This is a genomic window from Acinetobacter sp. QJM3NY_42 (genome assembly GCF_056173745.1).
The window spans coordinates 2797973-2822582 of record NZ_CM149689.1 but is presented as its reverse complement, the minus strand read 5'-3'; the positions used below and the strand labels follow the sequence as shown (position 1 = coordinate 2822582).

Below are 24610 nucleotides of genomic sequence, written 5' to 3'. Positions count from 1 at the left end.
AAATGAATAGGAAGAGAACAGCTGATGCGTGGTGTAAATAAGGTTATTTTAGTAGGGACTTTAGGGCGCGATCCAGAGACAAAAACTTTCCCAAATGGCGGCTCTTTAACACAGTTTTCTATCGCAACGAGTGAATCGTGGACAGATAAAAGCACAGGTGAACGTAAAGAACAGACAGAATGGCACCGTATTGTGCTACACAACCGTCTAGGTGAAATTGCCCAGCAATATTTACGTAAAGGTTCAAAAGTTTATATTGAAGGTTCATTGCGTACCCGTCAATGGACCGACCAGAACGGTCAGGAACGTTATACTACCGAGATTCGTGGTGAACAGATGCAGATGCTAGACTCAGGCCGACAGCAGGGCGATCAGGCAGGTGCAGGTTTTGGTGGTGATCAAGGCTATGGTCAACCACGTTTTAACAATAATCAGGGTAGCCAGGGCGGTTATGGTAACGGCAACCAGCAGGGTAGCGGTTTTAATAATAACAGCAACCAAGGTGGCGGTTATGGCAATAATAACCCGGGCGGTTTCGCACCTAAAGCTCCTCAGTCAGCTCCAGCCTCTCAAGTTCCGGCTGACCTGGATGATGATCTGCCATTCTAACTGGTATTAATAAAACAAAAAGCAGACCCGTGGGTCTGCTTTTTTATATTCATTTTTTAAATAAAAAAGAACGACTCAAAAAAAGAGCTGAGTCGTTGTTGAGCAAGTTCTATCAAAAGTAAAAATACTGCAAATCTATTTTTAATTAGCCATTAACGATTGAACCGCCATTTACATGAATAACCTGGCCTGAAATATAGCTGGCATCATCGGAAGCCAGAAATAGATAGGCAGGCGCCACTTCGCTTGGTTGGCCCATGCGTTCCATTGGCGTTTCCTTACCAAAATCTTTGACCTGTTCTTCATCAAAGCTGCTTGGAATAAGCGGGGTCCAGATCGGTCCGGGCGCAACACCATTTACACGAATTCCTGTTTTATTTTTAAGGAGATTGGTCGATAAACTACGTGTAAAGGAGGTAATGGCGCCTTTAGTGCTGGAGTAATCAATCAGCTGCTCATGTCCGTGATAACTGGTGATGCTGGTCGTATTAATAATACTGTCACCTTCTTTTAAATAAGGCAGTACTGCTTGGGTCAGGTAGAAGATTGAAAAAATATTGGTTTCAAAAGTCTTGAATAATTGCTGCTGCGGAATATCAGTCAGATATTTCTGTGGGTACTGTACCCCGGCATTATTCACCAGAATATTAATTTTCTGGAATTCATTTAGAGCTTTTTCAACTAGCTGATCAACGTCTTCTTTTTTCTGGATATCACATTTTACCAGAAGGCAACGCCGGCCTTCCTGTTCAACCATTGCTTTGGTATCTTCAGCATCCTGACTTTCTTCTAGATAAGCAATCACAATATCTGCACCTTCACGTGCAAATAACACCGCAACTGAGCGGCCGATTCCACTGTCACCACCAGTAATCAATGCAACTTTATCTTTTAATTTATCACTACCTTTATGGGAAGCCTTGATAATTTCAGGCTCGGGATTCATTTTGGTCTGTTTACCCGGTTGATGGGTTTGAATCTGTGCAGGTGGTGTAGCTGGGTACTGATTCATAAGATCTCCGGATGATTGTTATAAAAAAATAAATAAAAAGGATTCAGAGAAATTCTGAATCCTTGACTTAAAATACTTACATACGGTCCCAGGCATCTTTAATGGCATGTTTAGCCTGTTCCCACTTTAAACGTGATTCACGTTTAGTTTCTTCCCATTTCTGCTGCAAGTTGCCTTCCATCTCATCAAAGTGACGGCCTTCATTTTCTCGGCGGCTGGTATAACCCAAGTTATAAGCACCTGAATAATCACGATCATATTCCAAGTCAGGATAGTGTGTTAATGCATCTTTATAATATGGAGTCTTATTATAATTCTCCTTCCAATATTCCTGAGATTGACGATGTGTATCGTCTTTATAAGTGCTGGTCGTATCCGTTAGGTTTTCATTTACGTCAACCATTGTACATCTCCTGCTTTATATTAAAAATCTATAGTTAAAATATAAAAGCTATTTACTAAAAAAGATGTTGGGAAAATATATTAAAACATAGAGGGATTGCTGCTTTATGTTTTTTAATTTTACATTGAAATATTATTTAATAAATTAAATATAAAAAATCGGATATTATATAAATATCCGATATTAAATTTTTTATTTTTAAGAAAGAAGTAATATATTTAAATCTATCTATATTAACAAATAGCCAAAGATGAAAATAATCTTAATTTTCTAGGATTAATAATCTTCATTTTGACCTTCCTGACGAGAGCGATATTGATCATCAGTTTCATGCTGCATTGCATTATTACTATTTTGCTGATGCTGCTGACCCTGTTCATACTGAGTGGTGCGTTGCTGCTGTTGCTGTTCAGGGCTAACTTGCTGTGGCTGGCCGCCATGACTTTGCTGATTATGCTGACTGGTAGCACCCATGCCTGTACCTGTCAGACCTTGGCCTTCCTGACCACGATTAGTTCCTTGCTGGTTATTATTAACACCACCTTGCTGGTTCAGACTTTGGCCTTGTTGGCTCATACCCTGCTGGCCCATATTTTGACCCTGCTGGCTCTGCGATGAACCTTGCTGGCTTTGTTGGTTATACTGATTCTGTTGACCCTGCGGGTTATAATTCTGCTGATCTGGCTGTCCTAAACCTTGACCCTTCTGGTCTGACTGCTGGGTATGTTGCTGGCTTTGCTGCTGTTGCTCAACACTCTGCTGGCCGTCCTGCCCGACACCAAGTTGTTGGTTCTGGTGGTGAATACCCTGATCCTGTTTGCTCTGGGTATTATTTTCCTGTTGTTTCTGTTCGCCAGTCTGTCCTTGCTGGTTTTGCAAATGTTGTTGATTTTCCTGATTTTGATTGTTCATATTATTCATGTCTCACCTCTTGTGTTTAAAATAATCTATACATCACATGAAAATAATTAAAACATAGAATTAGGTTATGAAGTGTTTAAGCATGTTACTGAATAATTAAAATGAATTATTTAAAATAAATAAGAATATAGAATTAGGTAATTAAAATAGGAAGTTGTTATGTTTTAGGTTAATTTTAAATTAATTTAATATTACATTGGTTACATATAAATAAGATTTAAAGATTATCTAGATGAGTTTTGCTTTATTAAAAAAAATAGGAAAAGCACTTTAGTGCTTTTCCTATTATTATTTATTATTACAGTTTAGAAAATTATGCCGGAATCTTTTTGGCCTGCATTTCACGATCCCAGACGCGATGTTTGAGCAGTGCAGTTTTCAGCTGTTCCTGAACAGCTGTAAAGTTCGGCATAGTAATTACACCTTCATCAGGTTCAATAAGAGGCATGGTAGTAATTAATCTTTCATTCCCGTTCAGGAAGACCAGTGGTTTCAGATGCTTATAGGTTTCCATAATATAATGCATCAGATAGCCTTCCTGATCTGGTACAACTTCCTTGGTACCACCAAGTACTACAGTTGCATCATAGAAAATCGAAGGTTCTGACTGATAGTTTCCTTTGAGCGGTAAAGTCGCGTTTGTATCAGAAGTCACGAAACCGCTATGATCACTGATACATTCAAGGATAACGCCTTCCTTGATTGCCCAGTCCTGAATAGTTTCAAATTCCTGCATGCTGAAGCCATCTTGTACCAGCAGGGCCAGACGGCGTGCACGAATATCAAGTGGCGGGAAGGCCTCCTGACTCAGGCGTTTTGACGGAGTAACAGTTGCTAGCTCGCGTTTTGGTGGCATAGGAAGTGAAAGCTTCTGTGCAACATAGCTCGCCAAGTCATCGTCGATATAGCTGAGCATTTCATTGACGATACGTTCACGGATATAAGCACGTTTAACTTTGGTAAGCTCAAATACATAAGCATCTTTAATATGCTGTTGCTCATGTGGAGTCTGGCTAACATAAAATAGACGTGCCTGACTAAAGTGATCATTAAAAGACTCACTGCGCTCACGTACCTTATGTGCATCTACACGTTCATAGTAGCTTTCAAAACCACCGCCACTTGGTGCAGGTGGAGTTTCACGTGGCCAGTTGTTATCAATCGAATTAGGTTCATAGTTTGCCTGACCTTGATGCACAATCCGCTGATGATAACCATCACGCTGATTATTATGGAAAGGACAAACGGCACGGTTAATTGGAATCTGATGGAAGTTTGGACCCCCAAGGCGTATTAACTGGGTATCTGTATAAGAGAACAGTCGTGCCTGTAGTAACGGGTCATTACTAAAATCAATACCCGGTACAACATGTGCCGGACAGAAAGCTACCTGTTCAGTTTCTGCAAAGAAATTATCTACATTACGGTTTAGTGTAATTTTACCAATTGGAGTTACAGGTACCAGCTCTTCTGGTATTAATTTGGTGGCATCCAGAATATCAAAATCAAACTTATGCTCATCCTCTTCAGGAATGAGCTGAACACCGAGTTCCCATTCCGGATATAAACCGCTTTCAATAGCATCCCATAGTTCACGGCGGTTAAAATCAAGGTCTTTACCATTGATTTTTTGTGCTTCATCCCAGAGTACCGAGAACACACCTTGCATCGGGGTCCAGTGGAATTTCACAAAGTGAGATTTACCTTCAGCATTGATCAGGCGGAAAGTGTTCACCCCGAAACCCTGAATGCCGCGGAAACTTCGTGGAATTGCACGATCAGACATTAGCCAGATTACATGATGCGCTGTCTCTGGTGTAAGTGAAACAAAATCCCAGAAAGTATCATGTGCTGAAGCTGCTTGAGGGATATCATTGTGTGGTTCGGGTTTAACGGCATGTACGACATCTGGAAACTTTATCCCGTCTTGAATGAAGAAGACCGGCATATTGTTACCCACCAGGTCGTAATTTCCCTCAGTGGTATAAAATTTCATGGCAAAACCGCGAACATCACGTGGAATATCTGGTGAACCGCGTGAGCCCTGTACAGTCGAGAAGCGTACAAACATAGGTGTGGTAATTTGCGTATTAGTCAGGAAGGCGGCCTTGGTAAACCGTTCATTCCCTTCATAAGCCTGAAATACGCCATGTGCACCAAAACCACGGGCATGTACAATCCGCTCCGGAATACGCTCATGGTCAAAGTGGGTAATTTTTTCCCGCATGATAAAATCTTCAAGCAGGGCAGAGCCACGCGAACCTGCTCTGAGCGTATTCTGGTTATCTGCAATTTTTAAACCCTGATTGGTCGTCAGTGCATGACCCGTAGCATCACTTCGTGCACTATTTAAGTCAAAAGTCTTGAGGTTATCGTTTTCTTTATCTGGTGTGTCGGCGCCTGCCAGCTCACTTTTAGAATAATGTTGATTCGTCATACCATGCCTCTATTGTTTTAGGTGTGTGTACTACAAACTTCAAAGACAACCCTCATTCAGGTTGAATCAGCTGATTTAATTCACGGCAAGCCTGATTCAGGACTTTATGCAACTTTTCTTCAGGCGCACCCTCTGCATAAAATCTGAAATCATGAACTTTGCCGTTATAGTAAATAGAATAGAAAAAGGTCCCGACAGGTTTTTCCGGTGTTTCCGAACCACCAGGTTTCACCAGACCTGTACAGGCCACAATAATGTCGGCATCAAAGAAATGATGACCATGCTCAGCCAGATAATGAGTGACTTCCTGAGACTCAGGCGTATACTCTTCAATCAGATCTTTAGGAATATTTAAGATTTTTTCTTTAACTTTTAAGTCATAACAGACCAAACTGCCAATTAAAACCTCACCCGAATGCGGGTTAAGTGAAAACTGATAAGCCAGATAACCTGCTGTTGCACTTTCGATGAACGCAACTTTTAAGCCTAGATCTGCCAAGTGCTTGCAACAGACATAAAACATTTAGAAGCTCCCTTGTCTTATTAGGTTTAGTTCTAGAGCAATGCTTTTTAAATTTATTGCGATGTCGGTAGATAAAAACAGAAAATGGGCAAAATTGAATTAGCAACTTACATACTTAATACTTTTTGAATATAAAAGTTAAATAGGGGTTTTTAATATAAAATAAATAAAAATAACGACTTAAGTATAATTGTTTCTCTGTATTTCTATAATGTTTACATATTGCTATATAAACAGTTGTATAAAAATATATCCAACATGCACAATCCTTACACATGAAATCAAAAGTTAAAACTTAAGGTGGCATTCCTTTAAAAATATAATCATGAATGATTAAGAGAAATAAAATTTCTTTATCCAAAATTTATTAAATAAATCAATAAATTAATATATATATTGGGTTTATTTTTTGTTTTTAAGAATATTAGAATTAATAAATTTAATAAAAACTTCTACAATAATATTCTAGGTGTTTCAAAATATTAAAATGTAAATAAAAGTAGAGTTTATAGTCTTTAGTTTTTTGAAAATAAAAGAAATTTATTAAAACACAACTTTATTTTTACGTGTTCTTAACCAGAGATAACACAAACTTTATTTAAAAGAAGAGGGGAATGCTATTTCCTAACAGGAGTGGATTAAAAAAAGAGATAATGAAATATGGTTACCACAACAACGCAGCCAGTGAGAAAGCTGACCCAGAAGAAAAGCCCGGCCTTATCTCATAAAGAAACAGTAAAATTTTTTTCTGAACCTGAGCGGGATACGGCTGAAAAGGAAAAATTCGCCGAAATTTGTTTAGAGCGTTTTATTGATACAATTACACTTGAAGAAAAGGAGTTTCCACAAAATTTAGAAGATTTAGGGGCATGGCTCAACAATAAAAATATTCAGGCATGTGAATCTTTTCAGAGCTATCTGGAACGAAGGAGGCAAAATGGTGCCCGTGAATATTTTAAAAACGTCGGTGAAGCTCTAGAATTTCTGGTCAAGATTGGCCCGACCAAAATGGTTGATGGTTCTTGGCTCTATAGCTTGTGCAAATACTGGCAAAATCCTGTTTACAATGAAGCGATCTCGATTTACCTGGATGAACTGGGAGGTGGATCTTCTTCACTCAACCATGTCTGCCTCTATCAGCAATTACTGGATCAGCTTGAGCTTAACGATTTTGAAAATCTTTTGAGTGATGAACATTATATCCAGGCTGCGGTGCAACTGGCTTTAGCCTATGCACCTGCTGAATATATTCCAGAAGTGTTAGGATTTAACATGGGATATGAGCAGCTTCCCTTACATTTACTCATCAGTAATTATGAGTTAAAAGAACTTGGTATTGACTCACATTATTTTAATCTGCATATCACGATTGATAACTTTGATAATGGCCATGCCCAGAAAGCCCTAGAAGGTGTACTTAAAGTTGCCCAGCGCTATCAAGATAAAGAAGAATTTTTGCGCCGTGTAAAAATTGGCTATTACTTGAATGATGTAGGTATAGGTTCCACTGCGGTAGTTAAAAATCTTGATCTGCGCAGTAATGTAGAAAAAATTCTGATCAAGAAAGCCAAAGTGGGTCGTTTTATTCATGGTGATAAATGCCGTATAGAAAACCGGCAGATTAATGACTGGTTACAGGATGATGAGAGTACAGTGGCCTTCTTGGATGCCCTGATCCGTAAAAACTGGATCAAGCCGGGGGAAGATGTACAGGAAAGCCGTTTCTGGAAATTGATTGATGATGACCGCGGTAAAATGTTTGGTGTATTTAGCTATCCTGAAAAACAGATGATTTACGACTGGATTCAGGGTCCACAAAGTACTTCAACTACCAGCTTGCGTGGTTGGGCAAGAAAGCATGAGCAGAAGAACCAGAGTCAGGACCGTCCAGAAGATATGGTCGATTTCGAACTGACTTTTTTGAAGAAGTCCTATCAGGCTGAAACTGATTTCCAGAAGCGTATGAATATGTTACTTCCTTATCTGGCACCTCATATGCATCATACCCCGGTAGGGCTATGGAGTACGGATCAGTTTACACGATCACTGTTTCCAGCTCTGAAAGCTTCTTTTGTTTAAGTTCAGTTAGGCAGGAATTTTCTTGATATAAAGTTCTTACATGATCGGGTATAGCGCAATTCTATACCCGAATTATTTTGTGAAAATGAACTATAGCAAGATCTGACCATCGAGCCAGTTGACCTTTATGTAAATACTGAAATTAACATTATATATACAGAAATTTGTACTTAATTTTTTTAATCCTGAGAGAAATTTTTTAAGCTTATTTCTTCTATTTTAGTACACAATCTTTTTATAAAAATTTTATTTATTAAAGGGTTATATTTTTCATGGTTATTGGGTGGAATTGTTTAGCTAGATGAATTTACCCTCCAGTCTGCCTGATACTTGAGATAGACAATTTAGAATTCTGGCATTTTTTAATACGGCGTTTCTGAGAGCGTTGGTACATAATCTGGAAAACGGTTAACTGACGGATAATAACTTTGGATATTGCAGTAATCGGTAGTGGCATGGCTGGGCTTGCTACCGCAAGAATTCTGAAAGATGCAGGACATGAAATTACTATTTTCGAGGCACTCCCGGGCCGAGGTATGGACAGTCATAGTCTGGAGTTTGAGGGGGGGCTGATTGATGCCCCACTACGGGTTATGAATCCCTATTTATGGAAGAATACACTGAGTCTGGCCAGTTACCTGGGCATTAAAACTTTTCCGGTACGTACCTATATGGCCTGTAGCTGGCTATTTGAAGATCGTACTGAAACCTGGCTCACAACTTCACGTACCCGCATTGGTAATATTCCTATTATTAATAACCGCAAGGGCATCAAGCAGTATGGCTGGCGTCTGGTTAAAGGTATGCTACAGCTAAAAACAGCAATTCATCAGTTCTTCAAGTCTAAAAATCAGGACATTACACTGGCTGAGTTCATTAACCAGCATGATATTGAAGAAGTATTCTGGCATGGTGCAGTAATGCCGGTACTCTATACCATCTGTACCTGTAATCCGAAAACAATCGGAGACTGGCCTGCCAAACCGTTACTAATTTTTCTGCGTCAATTGACTGATGGAGATGCCCTGATCCGTATGCAAGGCGGAACACCTGCCTTGGTAGATAAATTGATCGAGGGCATTCGTATTCAAAGTAGTTCTCCAATCTGTAAGGTGGAAGAACAGGGTGAAAAAGTTCTGCTGGAAAAACAGGATGGTGAGCAGTCGGTCTTTGACCGGGTAGTAGTTGCAACACCGACCACTAAACTTGAAGAGTTCATGAACCCGCAACAATTTGCGGATGATATTGAACTTCTCAAACAGTTTAAGTTTGAACAGGGAGAACTGGTTATACATACAGATAGCTCAGTAATGCCGCCGCGCCGTAAAGACTGGTGTGTACTGAGTTATATGATGGACCGTCATTTTACCCGACAACAGTTTACTGTCTGGCTTAATGCAGTTGAGCCAAGTTTGGTCGGTAAGTCTCCGGTATTTCAGACATGGCGTCCGGTTACTGAAATTGATCCGAAAAAAGTGATTTCTAGTGTAACGTTGACTCGGGCAGTAGTTGATTCCAAAACTGTGGCATTAAACAAAGAAGTCCAGCAACAGCATTTACAACCGAACCGTAAGGTATTCTACTGTGGTTCATGGTCATGTGATGGTCTGCCGATATTGGAGTCTGCTGTCACTTCGGCTATTCATATTGCCAAGATCTTTGATGCACCTTTGCCATTTTTAGGTTTAGAACCTAAAGTGGAGATCGCGCCGCAACTTGGTTATTAAAATCTCATGAAATGGGCCCAGATTCTCTGCCAGTACTTACCCCAGCATAAATATGCTATTGATGCAGCACAGTTGGGTGACTCGGCAGAGTTGGCCTGGACCAACCTGGGTTACTGGCAAGCTGAGGAAAATTATCCTCAGGCCTGCCAGCAGCTGGCTGACAGGTTAGCGCAGGCAGTACAGCTTAAGGCTCAGGATGCTGTATTAGATCTGGGCTGCGGCCAGGGAGCGAGTCTGCTGCATTGGCAAAATCAGTACCAGGTTCAATATATAGAAGCTGTAGAGTTACAGCAAAACTGTGTCAAAAAGATTGGTCAATATCATCTGCCAGCTTTAAAAGCGATTTATAACCAGTCTTTTCTTGCCTTAAAACCAATACAATTTACTCAGCAGTTTGATGTGGTTCTTTGTATTGATGCTGCTTACCATCATGCACTAAGCCATTTTCTGAATAGTGTAACTGGTCATTTAAAGCAGCACGGTCATCTAGGACTCCATTATTTGATGTTGTCAGATGACTGGCAACAGGCAAGCCTCTGGCAAAAAATTAAATACCAGCTATTAGTCAAAGCAGCTGATCTCAAACTTGAAGACTTAAAAACTCAAACTGAAATGGTAAATCTGCTAGAAAATTATGGTTATGAACAAATAATGATCCAAGATATATCTTCAGAAGTTTTGCAGGGCTTTTCCAAATACGTGGCAAAACTACGTAACTCTGGACAATCCACCATAAAAAATACAGATTATTATAAAATCCAGATGACAGCCAAACTTTGCGCCCAGCTTTACGCTGATGGATTAATTCGCTATGTACAGATTAGTGCAATAAAAGCTGAATAAATCGAGAAAAGAAAAGTAGAAGAGAAATGGTGCCGGCACACGGATTCGAACTGTGGACCTACTGATTACAAGTCAGTTGCTCTACCAACTGAGCTATGCCGGCACTGTGGCGTAGATTCTACCGAAAAACACCTGATTTTCACAAGCGAAAAAATGAACAAATGAATTGTGTCTAAGTTTAATGCTTTCCGAGCATCAAGAAGGTATCGGAAGATACCTTCCTTAATTAATATTTAAAAATTAATATTCCCAGAACATACGCTGAATTTCTTTAGCATCTCTGGTCTGAGTGAGTGCAAGTGCAGTCAGCAATTTGGCTTTTTGCGGATTTAAATCATGTGCAACCACCCAGTTATATTTATCATCTGGCTGTTCGGCATTTCTTAATACAAAACCTTGGGGTACACGAGATGAACGAATAATCTGTATACCACGCTGCTGGAGCTCAGTCAGGGTAGGTACAATATTTTTGGCTACCGAGCCATTGCCTGTCCCCGCATGAATAATTGCCTTTGCGCCTGCTTGGGCATATGCTGTATAGGCATCGGGCAACATATTGCCAGAACCGTAAACAATCTGGACCAGCGGCAGAGCATCGCCCTTAATATTCTCGATATTAAATTCAGACGTATTGTTAAATCGTTTGGCTACGCTTCTAAACCAGTAAGGTTTCCCTTCAACCAGTGTACCTAACGGTCCCCATTGACTGGCAAAGGCATCGGTATGGATATTAATTGTCTTGCTGACATCACGTGCTGCAAAAATATTATCATTCATGAGCACGAATACGCCTTTATTTTTTGCATTGTCTGCGGCTGCCAGAGCAACAGCACTATACAGGTTTAAAGGCCCATCAGCGGACAGCGCTGAAGGTGGACGCATAGAACCTACCACTACAATCGGTTTATTAGTATGCACGGTCAGGCTTAGAAAGTAGGCAGTTTCTTCCAGAGTATCTGTTCCATGCGTAATCACTACACCGTTAACATCAGGTCTTTTAACCAGCTCATTAACTTTACGGGCAATTGTCAGTAATTCTTTATCAGTAATACTCTCGGAAGCTACCTGAAGAGCCTGTACTCCAGTAACATTAGCCAGATTCTGGATTTGTGGTACTGCGTTTAATAGGTCATCAACGGGTACCTTAGCCGCTGTATAGGTAGCACTATTGGTGGAGCTGGCACCAGCACCGGCAATGGTTCCTCCAGTTGCTACAACCACAACATTATTTTTGGCAAAAGCAGAAAAGGGCAAGAGTAAGCCCAAGCTTAAAGTCAGAGCGGAGAGTGTTTTTTTCATCATTTTTCCTTTTAAGATTTATATACATTCCAAGTATTTTTTGTACCATTTATAAGTTAATACAAAGCAGCAGACTTTAGTCATATAAATTTAAAATACTGTTTTTAGATTAATAAATATTCAGTGATGAGGATTTCGATATTTAAATAGAACGTTGAGATATAAATTCAGTTTTAAAAGAAGTTTAAGGAGGTTTAAATGATATTTAAGAATTACTAGATAAGCTTGAGATTATTTTATTCTTAATTTATAAATTTTTGGCATTGAGCTCAATGATAAGAAATTTTTTTATTGACTGATTTAAGCTTCTTTAGATTTATAAATTAATCATTATACCCCCAACTATATCAAGCTTGCAACAGATAAAGTGGATTGTATTAGACATAAAAAAAGCCTAAACCTTTTAGATTTAAGCTTTTTAAGACCTCATGAATCATCATGAGAATAAAATATGGCGGTGAGAGAGGGATTCGAACCCTCGATACGCGTAAACGTATACACACTTTCCAGGCGTGCTCCTTCAGCCACTCGGACACCTCACCAAGGCGTGCGATAATAACTAAAAAAACCGCGCCTGCCAAGTTGAAACAATTGATTTGAAGAAAAATAAATAACTCGGTGATAATATGGCGCAAAAATGGCATCTGTTATGAAGACAAAATATGCAAAGTTCTGCAAAAAAAGCCGCATTGCCTGCGATTACCTTGGCAGCATTAGGGGTGGTATTTGGGGATATTGGGACCAGTCCGCTTTATGCACTTAAGGAATCATTCCATGCAGCTCATGGTTTAGGGATCAGTACAGCTAATGTATTAGGTATTTTGTCGATTATCTTCTGGACAATGACGCTGGTCATTACCATTAAATATATCGCTATTGTAATGCGTGCAGACAACAATGGTGAGGGCGGCATCATGGCGCTTCTTGCATTGAATTTACGTAATACCCGTTTCAGTGACCGCAAAAAATTACTGTTAATTGCTATTGGTTTTATTGGTGCTTCACTATTCTTTGGTGATGGCATTATTACGCCTGCGATTTCAGTATTATCTGCCGTAGAGGGTCTATCTATCGCAACAGATGCTCTGGATCCGTATATTGTTCCAATCGCCATTACCATCGTGACGACCCTGTTCATCATGCAAAAGTATGGTACTGCTTTTGTTGGCAAATTTTTTGGTCCGTTAACCCTGCTCTGGTTTTTCTCGCTCGGCTTATTGGGTATTTCCAGTATTATTCAGACACCTGTGGTACTAGGAATGTTCAGCCCGCACTGGGCATTTCAGTTTATTGTAAGCCATCCGCTCATGACTTTTTTTATTATGGGAGCGGTAGTACTTACTGTGACAGGTGGTGAGGCACTCTATGCCGATATGGGACACTTTGGGCCAGTACCCATCCGTCTGGCCTGGTTTTTTGTAGTCTTGCCATGTCTGGTGCTTAATTATGCAGGGCAGGGCGCATTATTACTGAGAAATCCGAGTGCTATTGAAAATCCATTTTATCTGCTAGTGCCGGAATGGGCGCTGTATCCAATGATTTTTCTGGCCACTATGGCTGCAGTAATTGCTTCTCAGGCGGTGATTTCAGGCGTATTTTCATTGGCGCGTCAGGCTATCCAGCTGGGTTATTTACCACGCCTTACTGTTAAGCATACCTCGGATTCAGAACAGGGCCAGATTTATGTACCATTGCTCAATTGGGTACTGCTTGCTTCCATCATTGTCTTAATCCTGATTTTCCAGACCAGCTCGCGCCTCGCTAATGCCTATGGCCTGGCTGTAACTTTAACCATGCTGTGTGACACTTTGCTGATTGCTGCATTTATCCGTTACAGCTGGAAATGGAAAATGCCAAAGCTGATGCTGCTGATCATTCCATTTCTGATACTGGACTTGGTACTGGTCAGTGCTACCTCACTAAAGGTATTCTCGGGCGGGTGGGTGCCATTATTGATCGGTGGAGTTGCTTTTCTTCTGCTGATTACCTGGAAACAGGGTCGCGAGCTGACCTTTGCAAAATTACAGCAGGATACTTTGCCTCTGGAGCTATTTGTCGAGAGTATCGGTGATCAGGCTAACTGGGTAGAAGGAGAAGCAGTTTTCCTGACCGGCACACCTACTGTAGTTCCACATGCGATGCTGCATAACATGAAGCATAATAAGGTTTTGCATCAGAAAAATATTATTCTGACAGTCAAGATACAGGATGTACCTTATATGCCTGACCAACAGCGCTTTCATGTAGAGGTACTAAATCAGCATTTTTATCGGATTGAGCTGTACTATGGTTTTAAGGATGAGATGAATATTCCTCATGCCTTGGAAGCAGTCTATGAGGCACTTGAGCTTGAATATAACCTGATGCAGATTAGTTTTTTTGTCTCACGTGAACGGATTATCAGTACAGTTGGAGACGGTATGGCACCTTGGCGTGAAAAGCTGTTTATTTCCATGCAGCGTAATACTAGCCCGGTGAGTGACTTCTATAAAATACCTACTAACCGTGTAGTAGAACTGGGCAGCCAGATTGAAATCTGAGTTTCTTAAATAAAACAGTAATAATAAAAAAACCAAGGCACATAGGCCTTGGTTTTTTACTCTGGAGGAGTAGTTAAAATCTTGAGCTTGAATATGTATCTTATAGAACGACTAGACAAGGCTTAACGACCTGCGCCACTGCCACTACCGGTTGAGCCTGAACTACCTGTGCCACTGCCCGTACCAGTTGATCCGCCTATACTGCCTGTACCGCTCATGCTGCTGTTGCCAGTTGCACTTCCCATACGGCTTGTACCTGTAGTACCGTTACTGGTCGTACTGCTGGTCGCACCTGTACCGCTATAGCCTGAGCTCGTGCCAGCTGAGTTGCTATAACCCGAGCTGGTGCCGGTAGTGGTACCGGAAGAAGTACCTGAGCTGGTTCCACTGTAGGTGCCTGTGCTCGGAGTGCCGCCATAAGTGCCCATGCTGTTTATACCCATCGAGCCACTCATTCCGCCTGTAGTACCAACACCAGTGGTACGGCTATCAGTATTAATACCTGTAGTACTGCCAGTGCTACCCATGCTGCGAGTGCTGGACGAATCACGTGCCAGTGTATTGCTGTCCGAGATAGCAGACTGGGATGAAGAACGGTATTGACCATTACCCATCATTTCACTGAGTGAACCTGGCTGTCCATTCACTGTAGTATTAATCCGGACTTTCGATAGGCTTTCCAGAGTATCTCCAGGTTGTACTGGAGGTTCTGCGAAAGCTGTCATACTACACATTCCGGTAATGAAGCCTAGGCCGATTAGTTTAGAACGCATATTAAACTCCTCATGAACACTTGTGTTTGTTTTAATCGGGAGATCATTACCTTCTCATAAAGCACTTTTTCTTTTCAATCAAACATACGTAATACTTAAAAGAGTATTCAGAAACCCTTTAATAAAACGAACAAAATGTTACGTTTTTTACGGACTTTTTCATACAATTTTGATGATGCTTTAATCAAATAAAGGTATATGCAATATACTTCATATAGAGGGCTTGTTAAGCTGCCGGAAACCGTTGTTTTGATACAAAGATATGGCCACCCGTAAGACACGTAGTAAGAGTAGATCGAAGACCCCATTTTTAAATAGCCGCCTGTCTAAAGGGTTGTTAGGTGTGCTTGCGGCCGGAAGTTTTGCCATAGCCTTCGGTGAAGAAAAAATCGGTCAGCTGTTTACAGCCGGGACATCAAATGCGGCCTGCCTAAACCAGTTCTATCGTGAAGTGCCGCCCTATCTGGTAAAGGAAAGTCTGAAGAAAGATAGTTATCCGCTTTGTTTTAACGGGTTTAATGTCATGTATTCAGGAGTATCGAAAACACCACTCTGGGTTGCAGAATATTTAAATCCACAGCGCCTCAGTACCAAAATCAAGCGTGAAGACAATTTTCATGAAGAGAGTCGCGTAGCAGAGCGCCACCGGGCCTTGCTCTCTGATTATCGAGGTTCAGGTTATGACCGTGGACATATGGCGCCTAATGGGGATATGAGCAATAGCTCCTCCCAGTATGACAGTTTTTCTCTGGCCAATATGGTACCGCAGGCGCCTAAAAATAATCAGCAAGTCTGGCGTGAACTGGAAGAAGCCACGCGCGCTATTGTCACCAAGCAAAAGCAAAATGTTTACGTAGTTACCGGTCCGTTATTTACAGGGAAAAAACTGAAAACTATTGGCCGGGGTGTAATTGTACCGACAGCCGTATATAAAGCAGTGTATCTCCCGAAAACTGGTGCAATAGGAGCTTATTACGCGCCCAATAATAATTCTTTACAGGTCAAAATTGTAAGTGTCTGCTATCTGGAAGAGCAGCTTGGGATTAATCTGTTTCCACAGCTTACTGAAGAGCAAAAACGTAATACCTATAAGCTGCCATTGACCAGTACGGCAGTTAAAGCAAATAAACCGCTTGAGTATTCACACTGGGATGCAGAAAGCCAGTGTGCCGTAGATGCAAACCGGGAGCAGATTGAAACTGCACAGCAGGAATTCAAGCAGCAAAAGTCAGGCACCAGTATAAGTAATGTCAGCAGTGCAGCAACTAATTCAGGCATACAGCAGTTGCTTTCTGCCTTGCTCCAATTTATTTTGCAACTCTTCAAATAAGTTGTCATAAAGAGCTAAACAAAACTTCCTGATTTGGTAACCTAAATATTAGATATAAAATCGAGAATAAGGAGCGTGCAGATGTTTAAACCTTTTGAAAATGGCACAGAATCCTCTGCGATTTATGACCTGACCCTGGAAAACCAGCTAGATTGTGTCAATATTTACGGTAATTTACAGATTACCAAAGACCAGCAGGGATTGCAGGCAGCCAAAAAATTGCAGGCATTTATGAATGATCTGGTTCAGGCGCTTGAACAGGCTCAGCCTTTACCCGAGCAGATTGAACGACAGCCTGAACATGAAATTGAAAATCCCTTCCTTTAACTTCAAGTTTTTATATCTTGCTCATACAGACGCCATTGTCGCGGCGTTTGTCCAGTCCAGTGCTTGAACGCCCGTTGAAAAGCACTTTGTTCTGAATAGCCCAATAGCAAAGCGATTTCTTTTAAGCTGAGATACGGGTCTTTTAAATACTGTCTTGCCAGCATGAACCTGATATGTTGCACACGCTCCTGATAAGTACTACCTTGCTGCTGTAAATGACGTTGTAACTGACGTACAGACATTTCCAGTTTTACTGCTACCTGTTCAATCTGATACTCGTCACGTTGTAAACCCTTGAGTATGACCTGCTGCAGACGTTGATCCAGCTGGGTGCTGTGTGGCAGTTTTTCTAAAAGAGCTTGAGCCTGCTGCATCAGGAGATGCTGCAGAGTTTGATCACTATGCTTTATAGGCTTAGAAAGTTCACTAAATGGGAGTAAAAGTCGGGTTAACGGCTGGGAAAACCGGACCTTACAATGAAAATACTGTTCATATAATGCAATATTTCTTGGAGCCGGACAGGAGAAATGCACTTCATATAAATGAATCTGGTCCAGTACCATAAAGTGTTTAAGAAACTCGACCATTAAAGCGATAGCAATCTCATCGGTAATCTGGCAGGGCTGTGCTTCTGGTTCTTCCCAGCTCACGGAAACATATTTAATATCTGAAGTAACACATAAGGGGCTGCCGTCATAAATCAGGCGGTGAAAGTCATGGTAGCGTTGCAATGCCTCTCCCAGACTTTCACAGGACAGTGCCAGATAGGCAATAATGCCTAAATGTCGTGGCTGGACATAAGCTGCAATATCTAAACCTAGTGCCGGTTTTTGTAATTGTTGTTCTAGCCCTAATAAAAGCTCCCGCCAGATGCGGTATTCGAACCGCTCTTGTTGCTGTATATGCTGTAATTGTTCCGGTACGGTTAGGGCCTGCGCCTGATAGTAATCTAGCAGTAATTGCGCCAGTCCACCAAAGACTGAACCACTATATCCCTGCATTGAAATAAACTTCCTGTCGTATTTTGTCAATAAATTGACTGAGCCAAGTCAATATTTAGCATGGAAAGCTTTTTATATTCAAGTAAAAGGGAGGAAGAGTTATGTGGAAAGGTTTTGTTGCGGGTCTGATCGTCGCCAATGCATTTGAATGGGTAGCGCATAAATATATTTTGCATGGTACACACCGTGCTGGAAAGCCACGTTACTCTCCCGTGCCAGATAGCATGAAATCACATTGGGAACATCATAAAATTGTTCGTAAAACTGAATTTTTTGATCAGGGTTATATAGAAGGGATGAAAAACTGGCGAACCCGTAATGAACTGATTTCACTAGGAGCAGTGGCAACTGCAACCAGTCTGATGTTTTATCCCATTTCTAAGGGTATGGCGCTGGCAGCCTGGTATAGTGCTATCAATTATTTTTATACACACCGCAAGGCTCATCTGGAACCGGAATGGGCGATAAAGGTTATTCCTTGGCATTATGACCACCATATGAATGCCAATCAGGATGCTAACTGGTGTGTAACCAAACCCTGGTTTGACTATATTATGGGAACCCGGATTATTTCTGCTCAGGATCTACAGGAAAAAAACCCTTTGGGTATAGCATTGCCTGAACCTTTGTCAAAGTCATTACAAAAAATAGCAGGGCGTTATTTTCCTGCACAATATATTCAAGCAGGAATAGCTGAATCTGAAAATAAGAGTATATATTTAACTGAAACAGAGCAGGGAGCTTAAAAGAAAGCTGTCCTGAAAGTAGATTTTTTTCCGAAGTAAAAAGAGTGTGGGGGATACACTCTTTTTTTAAATTCTTTATTTTGCCGGTTAAAGGCGCATTTCAATACCTTGCTCTGCCAGATACTGTTTTGCTTCAGGAATAGTGTGCTGGCCAAAATGAAAAATACTTGCGGCCAGTACTGCATCAGCTCCACCTTTTAAAATACCATCCGCCAGATGCTGAAGATTACCCACACCACCAGATGCGATAGTTGGTACATTTACCCGGTTATTAATAGCACGCATCAGTTGCAGGTCATAACCGGCTTTAGTCCCATCGGCATCCATACTGGTAATTAATAACTCGCCTGCGCCGTATTCTGCCATTTTGACAGACCATTCAATGGCATCAATACCTGTCGGTTTACGGCCTCCATGGGTAAAAATTTCCCATTTATTTTCACCGGTTTTTTTGGCATCAATTGCAACGACAATACATTGTGCACCAAAACGCTGGGATGCTTCCTGAACAAATTCAGGATTAAATACGGCAGCAGAATTAATACTGACCTTGTCTGCACCGGCATTAAGCAATAAACGGATATCTTCGACTTTGCGCACACCGCCGCCAACAGTAAGGGGAACAAATACACTTTCGGCCATACGTTCGACTGTACGATAAGTCGTATCCCGCCCATGATGGGTTGCAGTAATATCAAGGAAGGTAATTTCATCGGCGCCCTGTTCATTATAACGGCGGGCGACTTCAACCGGATCACCGGCATCGCGGATATCAAGAAACTGTACGCCTTTTACCACTCGGCCATTATCAACGTCCAGGCAGGGGATAATACGTTTTGCGAGCATAAATTTTTCCAATTATAACAGCCGATTATGAAACTCACCTCCGCAGATGCTACACCTTGATAGAGGGAGAAGGTATTCTATCAAATTCGATATGTTTTTTTGCAGGTTTTCTATGTCGGTTTATACGCCGTTGAGTTTAAAGGAAGTTCAGTCCTTCGCAGCACCTTATGGACTAAAGGTTCAGGAACTGATTCCAATTCAAGGCGGTATTCAGAATACAAACTATTTTTTAGTGAACGAGGATGGTTCGCAGTTTGTACTTACAGTATTTGAAGAGATGAATGCGGCACAGGCAGGTGAACTGGTGCCAGTACTTGAGCATCTGGGCAATGCACATTTGCCAGTTGCGGTGCCCTTAAAACAGACTGAAGCTGCAATTGGCCAGATTGCCGGAAAGCCTGCCCAGATTGCACCACGGCTGGTAGGAGAGCACCCTATACCGGCCAATACTGCCCAGACAGCTGAGGTTGCCAGAGCACAGGCAAAATTGCATGTCGCTTTACAGGATTTTGATTTTGAGCGCCAGAGCTACCGTAATCATAGTTACTGGAGTCAGGTTGCTGCTGAACTAAGACCCGACATGGATGTACAAGACCAGCTTTTACTGGATAGTGTATTTCAGCAGTTTGAAGTATTTCAGGCCAAATACCCGCAGCACCCGCTTGGCTTCATTCATTCCGATCTGTTTCGTGACAATACCTTATTCGAGGGTGACACTTTAAAGGGAATTCTAGACTTTTATGAACTAAACCATGATGAATTGCTGTTTGATATTGCTATTACGATTAATGATTTCTGTAGCGATTATCCGGCGGTGAAACTTGATCAGACACGGGTACAAGCCTATCTGGAAAACTATCAAACTGTGCGTATGCTGACAGAAGATGAAAGAGCCTGTCTGCCGGTTTATCTGGCCATGGCAGCCTGCCGTTTCTGGTTAATGCGTCTGCAAGTAGCACAGAAGAATGCGCAGGAACAGCGAGGTGGAGAGGATATCTTGCAAAAAGACCCACTAGAAATGCGTAATATGCTACAAAATCGTCTGGCACTTATCGGGAAGTAAGGCAAATGATGCGCGATCAGGGGCGACTGGTAGAGTGGTTTGATGAAAAAGGCTATGGATTTATTCAACCCAATGAGCCTGATAAAGGACGGGTATTTTTACATATAAAGGATTTTGCCCGACCTGGACCCCGGCCAATTATTGGTTGTGCACTGGAATACCTGGTTATTCTAGATGCACAGGGCCGCTATCGTGCTCAGCAGGTAACCTATCTCACAGCTGCACAGGCCCGTAAAAAACCAGCCCGGCAGCAGACACGTTCACAATCTAAAAAAGCTTTGCAGCCCTTTCAGCTTCTGATCGCAGTCTATTTTATAATGTTGGGTATAGTGACTGCGAGTGGTCTTATAAATGGACTGCTTTTATTATTTACTATGCTCATGAATGTAGCAACTTACTGGTTTTATGCTCAGGATAAAGAAGCAGCACAGGCCGGACGGCGCCGTATATCTGAGCAGACTCTACATATATTATCCTTTCTGGGAGGGTGGCCTGCTGCCTGGTTAGCCCAACAGAAACTGCGACATAAAACACAAAAACAACCTTTTCGAAAAATATATTGGATTACTATAGTTCTAAATATCCTGTTGGTTTTATGGCTGATTTCTCCTTTGAATCCCTATTGATTCAAATTCATATTTAAAAAAGGAAAAATAAATGAATTCTGGTTCTGTCATGAATGACTCAAGACGCAGTCTGACTTTCAGTCTGTATATTCTTTATATTCTGGCGATTTTCACAGCTGGTTTGCTGGCTGTAGTGGCGCTGGTGATCAATTATATTAAACAGGACCAGATGCGCGGCAGTATTTATGAAAGTCATTTCACTTGGCAGATTCGGACATTCTGGTGGTATCTGATCTGGAATATTGTGGCTTTTATACCTTTTATCTTTTTGCTGTTTACAGATAATAATGCCGATGCTTTTGCCTCAGTTCTGCTACTTGCCTCAGGTTTTTGTGTAGGAGTAATCGGGTTGGCATGGCTATGGATTGTATACCGTGCTATTAAAGGTTTATTGCGTTTAAATGAAAATAAAGCCATGTATGAATAATTTTAAATTAATTTCAAAAGCCTGAAACATCAGGCTTTTTTATTATTTAAAGTATTTAAATCTTCAGTAACAGGCTCTATATCTTTTGAACCTAAAAATTTAGGTCGCCATTCACTTATCATAATGCTCAGAACGACCAGAGCACCCCCTATTAAAGCTAATGGCGCCAGACGCTCACCTGCAAGCCGGCCAAACAGGCTGGCCCAGATGGGTTCTCCTGCATAGATAATTGCCGCACGGGATGACTCTACATAACGCTGTGCCCAGTTCATGACCAGTTGAATAATTGCACTGCTTATTCCTAAACCAAATGCTGCTACTGCAAGCTGCCAGGAAAATACCGGAATACTGTGCTCTCCCAGAAATGGCATGCTCATAAAACTTAACACCGAAGTAAAAACCAGCTGAATAACTGTTACCCGCCGCAAATCTACCTTTCCTGCAAAATAGCCGATCAGGATAATTTCCAGTGCAATGGCGATAGCACCAAATAATGTGAGCGCCTGTCCAAAACTAAAAGAGATCTGTGTAAAACCATTACCAGTCAAGAGTACCAATCCGCTAAAGGCCAGAATGACACCTATCCAGGTCATGATATGTGGTATTTTACGGAAGATAATCCAGAGTAAAAATGGAACAAGCGGAACATAGACTGCCGTAAGAAATGCTGACTCACTGCTACTGATGGTCTGTAAACCAATAGTCTGCGTGCCATATCCAATCGCAATGGTGCAGCCAATTAGAAAGCCTGCTAACAACTCTCGCAGATTGAGGCCACGCATGATTCTCCAGGATAGCAGCAGCACCGCCAGAGCTGCGGCTGCAAACCGGCAGCCTACAAAAAACATTGGTGAACTATAATTCAGAGCAAACTGGACTGTCAGGAAAGTTCCACCCCAGATCACTGTTATCAGAATCAGGGCAAATTGTGGCAGCAGCGAAGAGGAAGCGAGTTTGGATAAATTTGCAGTATTCATTACATCTGGCTTGGTTTTAAGGCCCGCCTATATTGCGACAAGCTTGCACTAGATACAACCTTTGCTAGTTTTCAGTTAAACCCTATTCATAAGCAGTTATTATATTTTTACTTTGTTTTACTTGCTGCTCATTTATAAAGCGGCAATACACTATAAAAAGAGGTTTCAGTTAATATAAAAAAGAGGCCAGATGGCCTCTTTAAATCTGGCTATATATTTACAGCACTACAGGCGATTGCTCGTCAAGAAGCAATTGTGCTTCACGCAGGCTGAGCGTACCTTCATAGATTGCACGACCGGTGATTGCACCCAAGATGCCTGGCTGGTCTTTCAGCATACGGATATCTTCCATATTGGTTACGCCACCAGAAGCAATAACAGGTAACCCCGAGTACTGGGCCAAGGCTACAGTCTGCTCAATATTTACACCTTGCATCATCCCGTCACGTGCAATATCAGTATATACAATACTGGATACACCCGCATCTGCAAATCGTTTGGCTAGTTCTGTCGCTTTAACATCAGTAACGTTAGCCCAGCCATCAGTAGCGACCATACCATCTTTGGCATCGATACCCACAATAATGCGTCCAGCAAATTTTTTACAGGCTTCTTCAACAAATTCAGGATTTTGAACTGCTTTAGTTCCAATAATAACGAAAGACACCCCGGCTTCAAGATAATGTTCAATCGTTTCCAGAGAGCGGATTCCGCCACCAATCTGCACAGGCAGTTCTGGTTGTGCCCGTACAATAGCTTCAACTACAGGTTTATGAATGGGTGTACCTGCAAAAGCACCGTTCAGATCGACCAGATGCAAACGACGTGCCCCTTCATTGACCCAATGCTGTGCAGTTGCTACCGGATCATCAGAAAACACCGTATCGTCTTCCATACGGCCCTGTTTTAAACGGACACATTTACCATCTTTTAGATCAATTGCCGGGATGATCAGCATGCTTTCGCTCCTTGCTTAACCTGTTGAATTTTATTGGTCTAATCTTAACAATAAACTTGAATTTTCTAAATGCTATATTTTGATCTATCAATAAAATAAGACTGACTTAAATTAGGCTAGATATTGTCAGCTTAGAGTTATGTTTTTGTATTATTCAGTATGGCATTCTATATAAAAACAAACATGTTATTAAGTGAATTCAGCAATTAACTTCAGGCTAAGTATCCAAATGATAAGGTGCGGTAATTGAGCTGCTATTATCAGTCTGAACTAGTAACTATGTCCCGCAATTAAAGGGAATATCAAATCACTTATCTGATTCGCTGCTGATCAATTAAAATTCTATTCATAGATGTAGCTATCTTTACATAAGATCAGGCACATCATTTATAAAACAGAAAATCTGGATAACCATTACGCGGTCACTGGTCTAAACAGTTCACCTGTTCAAGCAGCCGTAAAGTATGCTCAGGCAATAGGCTACGTTTTCTGAGTTCCTGAAATACCAGCAGTGCTGCATAAACATCTGCTGCTGCATAGCCGATTTGTGTTGAGCTTAAACGCATATTAGACCAGTCAGATATACTGATTTTTTTAAATTTGGGAAAATTTTGCTGGAATAGCAGGGCCACAGCATTTTTTAAACCTATAGGCTGCTTAAAGCCAAATGCAGAAAAGCATTTTGAGAGTTCTACTGTACTTTGCAGTTCTATACCTTTTTTCCGGAACAGGTGAACATCATTTTTTAAACCAAAACCGACCTTCACCTGTTTCTGATTTGCCAATATTGGCTTGAGAAAATTGAGGATGTCTGGGTTAAGCTGAAACAGGAACACCTTTTCTGCAGTGGCCAGTTGGATAAGATGAGGCCCTGTTGAAATCTCGCCACGTCTAAAAGTCGGTTTAGATTCTGAATCAAAACCCAGTACAGTAGCCGTAACTAACTCATATTGCAGAGGTAGACAGTCTTTCAGACTGCTAAGCACATAGATATGTGAAGCATCTAAATTTTTAAAGAGAGGAAGCTTATTGATTTCTTCTTTATTCGGGAGCAGAGAAAGTTCAGTGCTTTCAGGCATAACAAAAGCTCCCGAGTAAAAGTATCAGTTATTTATAATACTCCAGCCGATACATGGCTTGAGT

The 24610-nt window shown here is 41.3% G+C and carries 23 protein-coding genes and 2 tRNA genes; 11 read left to right on the top strand and 14 right to left on the bottom strand.

Annotated elements, in window-relative coordinates; all coding sequences use genetic code 11:
* Nucleotides 1-24 precede the first annotated feature (24 nt).
* Nucleotides 25-609, top strand: a complete 585-nt coding sequence (gene ssb, locus AC0VYT_RS13455) for a single-stranded DNA-binding protein (protein ID WP_005017910.1) — start codon at nucleotides 25-27, stop codon at nucleotides 607-609.
* Between the two features lie 145 nt (nucleotides 610-754).
* Here ssb and AC0VYT_RS13450 read toward each other — a convergent pair whose 3' ends face one another.
* From AC0VYT_RS13450 to AC0VYT_RS13430, 5 genes are all read right to left on the bottom strand, one after another.
* The gene (locus AC0VYT_RS13450) at nucleotides 755-1621 is read right to left on the bottom strand and encodes an SDR family oxidoreductase (RefSeq protein ID WP_005017912.1); all 867 of its coding nucleotides are present in this window, start codon (nucleotides 1619-1621) and stop codon (nucleotides 755-757) included.
* 76 nt (nucleotides 1622-1697) lie between these two features.
* Entirely contained in the window at nucleotides 1698-2024 is a 327-nt protein-coding gene (locus AC0VYT_RS13445) for a hypothetical protein (protein ID WP_005017916.1), read from the bottom strand.
* A gap of 276 nt (nucleotides 2025-2300) precedes the next feature.
* The gene (locus tag AC0VYT_RS13440) at nucleotides 2301-2945 is read right to left on the bottom strand and encodes a hypothetical protein (protein WP_005017918.1); all 645 of its coding nucleotides are present in this window, start codon (nucleotides 2943-2945) and stop codon (nucleotides 2301-2303) included.
* Between the two features lie 313 nt (nucleotides 2946-3258).
* Nucleotides 3259-5382 (bottom strand): catalase HPII, encoded by a 2124-nt coding sequence (gene katE / locus AC0VYT_RS13435; protein ID WP_005017920.1) that lies wholly within the window; start codon nucleotides 5380-5382, stop codon nucleotides 3259-3261.
* A 52-nt stretch (nucleotides 5383-5434) separates the two neighbouring features.
* Entirely contained in the window at nucleotides 5435-5905 is a 471-nt protein-coding gene (locus tag AC0VYT_RS13430; RefSeq protein ID WP_005017921.1) for a CinA family protein, read from the bottom strand.
* Nucleotides 5906-6565: 660 nt separating this feature from the next.
* On the opposite strand from AC0VYT_RS13430, the gene AC0VYT_RS13425 reads away from it, so the two are divergent.
* The 3 genes from AC0VYT_RS13425 (at nucleotide 6566) to AC0VYT_RS13415 (ending at nucleotide 10554) form a co-directional block, all read left to right on the top strand.
* The gene (locus tag AC0VYT_RS13425) at nucleotides 6566-7984 is read left to right on the top strand and encodes an iron-containing redox enzyme family protein (protein WP_005017922.1); all 1419 of its coding nucleotides are present in this window, start codon (nucleotides 6566-6568) and stop codon (nucleotides 7982-7984) included.
* A gap of 428 nt (nucleotides 7985-8412) precedes the next feature.
* A complete protein-coding gene (locus AC0VYT_RS13420; protein ID WP_005017923.1) occupies nucleotides 8413-9711 on the top strand; it encodes an FAD-dependent oxidoreductase in 1299 nt (432 codons plus the stop codon).
* Nucleotides 9712-9717: 6 nt separating this feature from the next.
* The gene (locus AC0VYT_RS13415) at nucleotides 9718-10554 is read left to right on the top strand and encodes an SAM-dependent methyltransferase (RefSeq protein WP_005017924.1); all 837 of its coding nucleotides are present in this window, start codon (nucleotides 9718-9720) and stop codon (nucleotides 10552-10554) included.
* A gap of 27 nt (nucleotides 10555-10581) precedes the next feature.
* Here AC0VYT_RS13415 and AC0VYT_RS13410 read toward each other — a convergent pair.
* The 3 genes from AC0VYT_RS13410 to AC0VYT_RS13400 all read right to left on the bottom strand — a co-directional run bounded on the left by AC0VYT_RS13410 (nucleotide 10582) and on the right by AC0VYT_RS13400 (nucleotide 12395).
* Nucleotides 10582-10657, bottom strand: a tRNA-Thr gene (locus AC0VYT_RS13410).
* Nucleotides 10658-10794: 137 nt separating this feature from the next.
* A complete protein-coding gene (locus AC0VYT_RS13405) occupies nucleotides 10795-11853 on the bottom strand; it encodes a type II asparaginase (protein ID WP_005017926.1) in 1059 nt (352 codons plus the stop codon).
* Nucleotides 11854-12305: 452 nt separating this feature from the next.
* Nucleotides 12306-12395 (bottom strand) — tRNA-Ser (locus tag AC0VYT_RS13400).
* Between the two features lie 120 nt (nucleotides 12396-12515).
* On the opposite strand from AC0VYT_RS13400, the gene AC0VYT_RS13395 reads away from it, so the two are divergent.
* The gene (locus AC0VYT_RS13395) at nucleotides 12516-14393 is read left to right on the top strand and encodes a potassium transporter Kup (protein ID WP_005017928.1); all 1878 of its coding nucleotides are present in this window, start codon (nucleotides 12516-12518) and stop codon (nucleotides 14391-14393) included.
* Between the two features lie 122 nt (nucleotides 14394-14515).
* Here the strand turns inward: AC0VYT_RS13395 and AC0VYT_RS13390 are convergent, their stop codons facing one another.
* Nucleotides 14516-15166: a hypothetical protein gene (locus tag AC0VYT_RS13390; protein WP_005017929.1), complete on the bottom strand. Its 651-nt coding sequence runs from the start codon at nucleotides 15164-15166 to the stop codon at nucleotides 14516-14518.
* Between the two features lie 262 nt (nucleotides 15167-15428).
* Here AC0VYT_RS13390 and AC0VYT_RS13385 point away from each other — a divergent pair, with 262 nt between their 5' ends.
* The gene (locus tag AC0VYT_RS13385; RefSeq protein ID WP_005017930.1) at nucleotides 15429-16496 is read left to right on the top strand and encodes a DNA/RNA non-specific endonuclease; all 1068 of its coding nucleotides are present in this window, start codon (nucleotides 15429-15431) and stop codon (nucleotides 16494-16496) included.
* Nucleotides 16497-16577: 81 nt separating this feature from the next.
* Nucleotides 16578-16823, top strand: coding sequence for a hypothetical protein (locus AC0VYT_RS13380; RefSeq protein ID WP_005024144.1), 246 nt, complete (start codon nucleotides 16578-16580; stop codon nucleotides 16821-16823).
* A gap of 2 nt (nucleotides 16824-16825) precedes the next feature.
* On the opposite strand, the gene AC0VYT_RS13375 is transcribed toward AC0VYT_RS13380, so the two are convergent.
* Nucleotides 16826-17824 carry an AraC family transcriptional regulator gene (locus AC0VYT_RS13375; RefSeq protein WP_005407079.1) on the bottom strand — a complete coding sequence of 333 codons (999 nt, stop codon included), beginning with the start codon at nucleotides 17822-17824 and terminating at the stop codon, nucleotides 16826-16828.
* Nucleotides 17825-17925: 101 nt separating this feature from the next.
* On the opposite strand from AC0VYT_RS13375, the gene AC0VYT_RS13370 reads away from it, so the two are divergent.
* The gene (locus AC0VYT_RS13370) at nucleotides 17926-18570 is read left to right on the top strand and encodes a sterol desaturase family protein (protein WP_005407181.1); all 645 of its coding nucleotides are present in this window, start codon (nucleotides 17926-17928) and stop codon (nucleotides 18568-18570) included.
* A gap of 87 nt (nucleotides 18571-18657) precedes the next feature.
* Here the strand turns inward: AC0VYT_RS13370 and hisF are convergent, their stop codons facing one another.
* Nucleotides 18658-19416: an imidazole glycerol phosphate synthase subunit HisF gene (hisF, locus tag AC0VYT_RS13365; protein WP_005017939.1), complete on the bottom strand. Its 759-nt coding sequence runs from the start codon at nucleotides 19414-19416 to the stop codon at nucleotides 18658-18660.
* A gap of 112 nt (nucleotides 19417-19528) precedes the next feature.
* Here hisF and AC0VYT_RS13360 point away from each other — a divergent pair, with 112 nt between their 5' ends.
* Genes AC0VYT_RS13360 through AC0VYT_RS13350 form a run of 3 tightly spaced genes read left to right on the top strand, consistent with a single transcriptional unit; the run spans nucleotide 19529 to nucleotide 21532 of the window.
* A complete protein-coding gene (locus AC0VYT_RS13360) occupies nucleotides 19529-20479 on the top strand; it encodes a homoserine kinase (RefSeq protein WP_005017941.1) in 951 nt (316 codons plus the stop codon).
* An 8-nt stretch (nucleotides 20480-20487) separates the two neighbouring features.
* Nucleotides 20488-21105 (top strand): DUF1294 domain-containing protein, encoded by a 618-nt coding sequence (locus AC0VYT_RS13355; RefSeq protein WP_026443912.1) that lies wholly within the window; start codon nucleotides 20488-20490, stop codon nucleotides 21103-21105.
* Between the two features lie 31 nt (nucleotides 21106-21136).
* Nucleotides 21137-21532, top strand: a complete 396-nt coding sequence (locus tag AC0VYT_RS13350) for a DUF4870 family protein (protein WP_005017951.1) — start codon at nucleotides 21137-21139, stop codon at nucleotides 21530-21532.
* A 29-nt stretch (nucleotides 21533-21561) separates the two neighbouring features.
* Here the strand turns inward: AC0VYT_RS13350 and AC0VYT_RS13345 are convergent, their stop codons facing one another.
* The 3 genes from AC0VYT_RS13345 to AC0VYT_RS13335 all read right to left on the bottom strand — a co-directional run bounded on the left by AC0VYT_RS13345 (nucleotide 21562) and on the right by AC0VYT_RS13335 (nucleotide 24546).
* Entirely contained in the window at nucleotides 21562-22509 is a 948-nt protein-coding gene (locus AC0VYT_RS13345; protein ID WP_005017954.1) for a DMT family transporter, read from the bottom strand.
* 217 nt (nucleotides 22510-22726) lie between these two features.
* Entirely contained in the window at nucleotides 22727-23467 is a 741-nt protein-coding gene (gene hisA / locus AC0VYT_RS13340) for a 1-(5-phosphoribosyl)-5-[(5-phosphoribosylamino)methylideneamino]imidazole-4-carboxamide isomerase (RefSeq protein WP_005017957.1), read from the bottom strand.
* Nucleotides 23468-23889: 422 nt separating this feature from the next.
* The gene (locus AC0VYT_RS13335) at nucleotides 23890-24546 is read right to left on the bottom strand and encodes a 3'-5' exonuclease (protein WP_005017959.1); all 657 of its coding nucleotides are present in this window, start codon (nucleotides 24544-24546) and stop codon (nucleotides 23890-23892) included.
* Nucleotides 24547-24610: the final 64 nt, after the last annotated feature.